Origin of the sequence: Corallococcus sp. 4LFB (assembly GCF_046520365.1) — a bacterium.
Lineage (GTDB): Bacteria > Myxococcota > Myxococcia > Myxococcales > Myxococcaceae > Corallococcus > Corallococcus caeni.
Genome location: NZ_JBKGHJ010000474.1, coordinates 1 through 6337, shown reverse-complemented (window position 1 = coordinate 6337; position 6337 = coordinate 1). Strand labels below are relative to the sequence as shown.

The following is a 6337-nucleotide window of genomic DNA, read 5'->3' as shown; positions in this document are numbered from 1 at the left end:
GCCTTCCATCCACCGCCGCACCGTCCCCTCTTCGTACAGGTCCGTGCTGTACTCCCACAGCCCCGTCAGCCCCTCCGATCCCTCCGTGAGCTGGAGGCTCAGGTCGAGCTTCGCGAGCCCGCTCTCCATCACGATCGGGCGGAGCACGAGCCCGGGGATGTGGACCTCCGACAGCGGCGCGTTCTGGAAATTGAATGACACCCGGTAGAACGGCGTCTGTCCGGCCTCGCGCCCCGGCTGGAGCGCCGCGACGATCTGCTCCAGCGGGATGTCCTGCTGCGCGTAGGCCTCCACGCACGTCTTGCACACGCGCCCGAGCAGCTCCCGCAACGTCGGGTTGCCTGACAGGTCCGTGCGCATCACCACCGTGTTGACGAAGAAGCCGATCAGCCCCTCCACCTCGCGGCGGTTGCGGCCGGCCACGGGCGTTCCCACCGCCACGTCTTGCTGCCCGGACTCGTGCGCGAGCACGACCTCCAGCGCCGCCAGCAGCACCATGAAGGGCGTCAGCCCCTCCCTGCGCGCCAGGGCCTTCAGCGCCTCCCACGGGCCCTGCTGCATCCGGAACGGGAGCGCCCCGCCCCTTACGCCCGCCCCCGTCCGGGGATGGTCCGTCGGCAGCTCCAGCATCTCCAGCCCGGTAAGCCGCTCCCGCCAGTACGCGAGCTGCTTCTCCAGCACCGCCTGCTGCGCGCTTCCCCGCTGCCAGACCGCCCAGTCCGCGTACTGGATCCTCGGCGGCGGTAGCGCGGCCGGACGCCCGTGGCTGAAGGCGTCGTAGAGCGCCAGCACTTCGCGCACCAGCACGCCCATGGACCAGATGTCGAAGACGATGTGATGCAGCACCAGCACCAGCACGTGGTCGTTCGCGTCCAGCCAGACCCGCGTCGCGCGCAGGAGCGGACCGTGCTCCAGGTCGAACGGGCGCGACAGCTCCGCCTTCGCCAACCGCAGCGACTCCGCGTCCCGCTCCGCGCCGGGCAGGGCCCGCAGATCCACCGCGGACACGGTCAGCTCCATGGCCGGGGCGATGCGCTGCACGGGCTGCCCACGCTCCTGCGTGAACGTCGTGCGCAGCACTTCGTGGCGGTCGACCAGCGCCTGGAGGGCACGCTGGAAGGCCTCCACGTTCAGCGGCCCCGTCGCGCGCAGGACGATGGGCAGGTTGTACAGCGCGAGGCCCGGCTGGAGCTGATCGATGAACCACAACCGCTGCTGCGCGAACGACAGCGGCGGCGGCGTGGACTTCTCGCGCGGGGGGATGGCGTCGGGCGCGGGCGCCCCCGCGGCCTCCTGCTTCAACCGGCGCATCAGCTCTTCGCGCTTCTCCGGCGAGAGATTGCCGAACCGCTGGACCAACCCACTCATGGTGCCTTCTCCATCTCCGCCAGCAGGGCCTCGAGCCGCCCCGCATCCACCTGGGACGCCTTCGCCTCGAGGACCGCGTTCACCACGCCCAGCACCGTGGGCGTTTCGAACAGGCCCCGGATGGACACCTCCACCGCGAACGCCTCCCGCAGCCGCGACACCACCTGCATGCCCAGCAGCGAGTGACCGCCCAGTTCGAAGAAGTCGTCGTGGATGCCCACCCGGTCCAGGCCCAACAGCTCCTGCCACAGCTCCGCGACCTGTTGCTGGATGGCATCCTCCGGCGCCACGTACGGCGTCCCCAGCGCGGGCCGCGCATGCGCCGACGCAGGACGTACCCGCGGCGTCGCGCCCGTTGCCTCCACCGCTGACGCGGACTCCGGCGGCACGTTGCCCCGCGCCCTGCGCGCGGACAGTTCGCCCGTGGAGACCAGGATGCGGCCCCCTTCTCCCAGCGCGAGGATGCGCTGGAACGCACGCGCGCCCTCGTCCAGCGTGAGGCCCAACCGCCCGGCCTCCTCGGTCCAGCCGTCCCAGTCGACGGACAGCCACCGCGTGTCGCCCTGGCGTGCCTGCTCCGCGGCGAAGGCATCCAGGAAGTGGTTGGCGGAGGCATAGGCCGCGAAGCCCAGCCCGCCCAGCACCGTGGCCAGCGACGACTGGAGCATCACGAAGTCCAGCGGCTCGGCCTTCAGTGCGCGCGACAGCGCGAGGAGGCCGTGGACCTTGGCCTCGAACAACAGGCCGCAGCGCGACGGCGCCACCTCCGAGACGAGCACGTTCGCCGGAGCGCCCACCACGCCCGCGGCGTGGATGACGCCGTGCAGGACGCCGAAGCGCTCGCGGGCCAGGGCCACCATGCGCTGGCAGTCCTCGTCGCGGGTCACGTCCGCGGAGACGACCAGCACCTCCGCGCCCTGCCGCTCCAGGTCCTCCAGCGCACGCAGCTTGCGCGACGTGACGTCTTCGGGACCGTGCTCCGCCTGCCACGCGGCCCAGGCCTCACGGACCGGCAGTCCGGCACGGCCCACCAGCACCAGCCGGGCCCGCGCCTCCGTCGCCAGCCGCGACGCGAGCGCCAGGCCCATGCGGCCCAGGCCTCCGGTGAGGAGGTAGACGCCGCCCTCGCGCAGCAATCCGCGCGTGGACACGTCCGGCATGGACACGGGCGCGAAGTCCTCCACCCAGCGGTGACGGCCTCGCAGCGCCACCACCGCGTCGCGAGGATCCGACTCCAGCTCCGACACCAGCGAGTCCAACCACAGGCGCGCAGCGGCTCCGCCGTCCTTCGGCGGCACGGTGACGTCCACGGCACGGCAACGCCAGCCGGGTCCCAGTTCCTGGGGCAGGACGCGGCACGGCCCCAGCGCCAGGGCCTGTGACGGATCCAGGGACTCCTCGCCCGTGACGTCATGGGCCCCGGCGGTCACGACCGTCAGCGACGTGACCGCTCCGGGCCAACGCGCCTCCATGGCGCGCGCCAGGTACAGCGGCGGATAGAAGCCCCGCGATATCGCCGCCTCCACGTGCGCCGTGCTCCCAGCGGCATGGCCCGCGAGCGCCCATCCATCCAGGAAGGCCACTCGCTCCGGCCGCGCGTCGCCCAGCGCTTCCAGCAGCCAGGCGTGGTGCTCCGGCCGCGTGCCATCCAGGGCGAAGCGTCCGGGCTCCAGGGGCAGGAAGTCGCTCCCGGGCACCACCTCCACCACAGAGGCACCGCTGCGCCGCAGCCGCTCCGCCACCGCCGTCCCCGGGCCCTCCACGAAGAGCAGCCAGCCGCCCTTCGCGCGCGAGGGCTCCGGGCGCCGCGCCTGCTTCCAGGCCAGCGTGTAGAACCAGCCAGCGGACTCCGGCCGCTTGGTCACCCGGCCGCGCACGTCGTGCGGGTCCTTCGCGGGTCCGGCCTCCACCCAGTAGCGGTGGCGCTCGAAGGGATAGGTGGGCAGCGGCACGCGCCGCCGGGCTTCGGGGCCGTACAGCTTCATCCCGTCCAGCCGCACGCCCGCCAGCCACAGCCGTCCCGCGGCGCCCAGCAGGGCCTCCAGGTCCGTGCGTCCCTCCTGCGCGTGCCGCATGGACGCGACCACCACCGAAGGCGGCGCGGAGGCCCGCCGCGCCAGGGTCGCCAGCGTGTTGCCGGGCCCCACCTCCAGCAGCGCGCGTGAAGGCTCCTCGAGCAGCGTCCGCACGCCCTGCTCGAAGCGCACCGGACGGCGCAGGTGCTCCACCCAGTAGTCCGGGCTGCACGCCTGCGCGGGGGTGATCCACGTGCCGGTGACGTTGGACACCCACGGCAGCGTGGGCTCGGACCAGCGCACCGCGCGGAGGCGTTCCGCGAAGGCGCCCAGGATGGGCTCCATCATCGACGAGTGGAAGGCATGCGAGGTGTGCAGCCGCCGGCACGCGACCCCGCGCTGCTCCAGGCGCGTCGTCAGGCGCTCCACGGACTCCAGCGGCCCGGACACCACGCACAGCGACGGCGCGTTGACAGCCGCCAGCGACAGGTCCGGGCCCAGCAGCGCCTGGGCCTCGGACTCCGGAAGCGACACGGAGAGCATCGCCCCTGGGGGGAGCTGTTCGATGAGCGCGCCCCGCGCGGCGATGAGGGACAGCGCATCCTCCAGCCGCAGCACGCCCGCCAGGCAGGCCGCGACGTATTCGCCCACGCTGTGGCCCAGCATCGCCCGGGGCTTCACGCCCCAGGCCATCCACGTGCGGGCCAGCGCGTAGGAGACGGCGAAGAGGGCGGGCTGGGTGAGCGCCGTCCGGCGGAGCTGGCGATCCGCCTCCACGTCTCCGTCGCGCGCCAGCAGGAGCTGACGCAGGTCCAGCTTGAGCGTCGGCAACAGCAGGTCGCAGCACGCGTCCAGGTGCTTGCGGAACACCGGGAGCTGTTCATGGAGCCCGCGTGCCATGCCCGCGAACTGCGAGCCCTGCCCGGGGAACAGGAAGACCGTCTGCCTCTCCACGGCGGACTCGTGCTGGGTGAGCAGCCGTGACTCCTCCCGCGAGGCGAGCACCTGCCGCGCGTCCTCCGCGTCGCGGCAGACGATGGCGCGGCGGTGTTCGAAGCGGCGGCGGCCCACCATCAGCGTGTAGGCCACGTCCGCCAGCTCCAGGTCCGGATGCCGGGTCAGGTGGGACGCGAGCTGTTCGGTCGCCGCGTCCAGGGCCGCCTCGCTGCGCGCCGACAGCAGCAGCAGGTGCGACGCGCGCGCGCTGGCGGTGGTCGAATTGGAGGGCGCCTCCTCCAGGATGACGTGCGCGTTGGTACCGCCGATGCCGAAGGAGCTGACGCCCGCCCGCCTCGGCGCACCGTGCGACTCCCAGGGGCGCAGTGTGCCGTTGACGAAGAACGGCCCCGCCGCGAAGTCGATGGCCGGGTTGGGACGTTCGAAGTGCAGGCTGGGGGGAAGCTGCCGGTGGCGCAGCGCCATCACGACCTTGATCAACCCGGCGACGCCCGCGGCCGTGTCCAGGTGGCCGATGTTCGTCTTCAGCGAGCCGAGCGCGATGGTGCCCGGCGCGTTCGCCCGCGCGCGGAAGGCCTGGTTGAGGGCGGAGAGCTCGATGGGGTCCCCCAGCGGCGTCGCCGTGCCGTGGGCCTCGACGTACTGGATGTCACCGGGCTTCACACCGGCCACGCCGAGCGCCTCGGAGATGACGGCGGCCTGGCCCTCCGCGCCCGGCGCCGTGTAGCCCGCGCGGCCCGCTCCGTCGTTGTTGACCGCAGAGCCGCGGATGACGGCGTGGATGGTGTCGCCGTGCGCCAGCGCTTCCGTCAGCCGCTTGAGCACGACGACGCCCGCGCCGGAGCCGCGCACGGTGCCCTGGGCCCGCGCGTCGAAGGCGCGGCAGTGCCCGTCCGGGGACAGGATGTCGCCCTCCTGGGCCAGGTAGCCGGCGCGCTGCGGAAGCGACAGGGACACGCCGCCCGCGAGCGCCAGGCTGGACTCGCCCGACAGCAGGGACTGGCAGGCCAGGTGGACGGCCACGAGCGATGACGAGCACGCGGTCTGCACCGCGACGCAGGGCCCGCGCAGCCCCAGCTTGTGCGCGACGCGCGTGGGCAGGAAGTCCTTCTCGTTGCTGATGCCGACCTGGTAGGTGCCGACCGTCCCCAGCAGCTCCCGCTGGGGGATGAGCTGCGAGTAGAGGTACGCGGGCGCGCCCGTGCCGGCGAACAGCGCCACGGCCTTGGGCCACGACTCGGCGTCGTAGCCCGCGTGCTCCAGGGCCTCCCAGGCGCACTCCAGGAAGATCCGGTGCTGCGGATCCAGGATCTCCGCCGCGCGCGGGCTCAGGCCGAAGAAGGCGGCGTCGAACCGGTCCACGTTCTCCAGCGGATAGGCCGCGCGGACATAGCCGGGCCTGGAGGAGAGCGCCGGATCCACGCCGGCGGCCTCCAGGTCGCGGTCGTCCAGCGCGACGAAGGACTCCACGCCGTCCCGCACGTTGCGCCAGAGGGCATCCACGCCGTCCGCGCCCGGAAAACGGCCGCTCATGCCGACGATGGCGATGGCTTCCTCGGAGACTTCGGCCTGCTCACTCATCGGCATCCTCCTGGGACGGCGCTTCGACCTGCTGCCGGACCTTCCGGCGTTGACCCGCACGCGCCCGGCGCTGCGCGAACTCCTCTTCGACGGCGGCTTCGTCCGGGGCCTCCGCCGGCTCCGAGCGCTCCCGCACGCGCGCCACGAGCGCCGCGATGCTGGAGTACTGGAACAGCTCCGCGAGCGGCACCTCGACCTTCAGGAGCCCGCGCATGCGGCTGTGCAACCGCACCAGCGTCAGCGAGTTGCCGCCCAGGTCGAAGAAGCGGTCCTCCAGGCCGACGCGCTCGACGCCGAGCACCTCCTGCCAGAGGGCCGTGAGGCTCCGCTCCAGCTCCGTCGTCGGAGGCACGAAGGCCTGCGTGCGCGGCGTGGCCTCCGCCGTCAGCGCGGGCAGCTTCGCCCGGTCCACCTTC

The 6337-nt window shown here is 73.0% G+C and carries 3 protein-coding genes; all 3 read right to left on the bottom strand.

What is annotated here, in order from left to right:
- A partial coding sequence (locus tag ACLEQD_RS34415; RefSeq protein WP_410389902.1) for a condensation domain-containing protein occupies window positions 1–1368 on the bottom strand: 1368 nt, incomplete at its 3' end.
- Window positions 1365–5921: an SDR family oxidoreductase gene (locus ACLEQD_RS34410; RefSeq protein WP_410389901.1), complete on the bottom strand. Its 4557-nt coding sequence runs from the start codon at window positions 5919–5921 to the stop codon at window positions 1365–1367. The genes ACLEQD_RS34410 and ACLEQD_RS34415, both read right to left, overlap by 4 nt.
- A partial coding sequence (locus tag ACLEQD_RS34405) for a phosphopantetheine-binding protein (RefSeq protein WP_410389899.1) occupies window positions 5914–6337 on the bottom strand: 424 nt, incomplete at its 5' end. The genes ACLEQD_RS34405 and ACLEQD_RS34410, both read right to left, overlap by 8 nt.

Excerpts from the sequence above, each read along its gene's own strand:
- ACLEQD_RS34410 (WP_410389901.1), bottom strand. The coding sequence starts at position 5,921 with ATGAGTGAGCAGGCCGAAGTCTCCGAGGAAGCCATCGCCATCGTCGGC.